This is a genomic window from Hydrogenovibrio sp. 3SP14C1 (assembly GCF_029625905.1).
Classification (GTDB): domain Bacteria; phylum Pseudomonadota; class Gammaproteobacteria; order Thiomicrospirales; family Thiomicrospiraceae; genus Hydrogenovibrio.
Window position 1 is genome coordinate 1 of sequence record NZ_JARTLM010000041.1, and the last position, 303, is coordinate 303.

A 303-nucleotide genomic window follows, 5' to 3' on the forward strand; every position below is an offset into this window, starting at 1 on the left:
TGCTGTGGTAATCACCAGCCTTAACCACCCACCGCTTCGACTTGACAGTGTAGCCGTATCTAATAGCATCAGACAAAATATAAAGAGTATCAGACTCTTGGCTTACCCAATCATAAAACTCTCCGCACCATTTCCAATTTTCCGGAATAAACCCATCCGAATCGGTGGCATATTCTACAGCTTGAAACAGGTCATATATGTCGGTCGAATACTTATTAGTTTTTAACCACTCTGCCACAAAATCAGGAACTTCTACCTTCTCGGCTTGTGGTTCGGTGAGGGAGATTTCAACATCACGGTTAG

At 43.2% G+C, this 303-nt stretch carries 1 protein-coding gene; it reads right to left on the reverse strand.

What is annotated here, in order from left to right; translation table 11 throughout:
• Positions 1-303: DUF1642 domain-containing protein (locus P8629_RS11555; RefSeq protein ID WP_278166277.1), on the reverse strand; the 303-nt coding region annotated here is incomplete at both ends.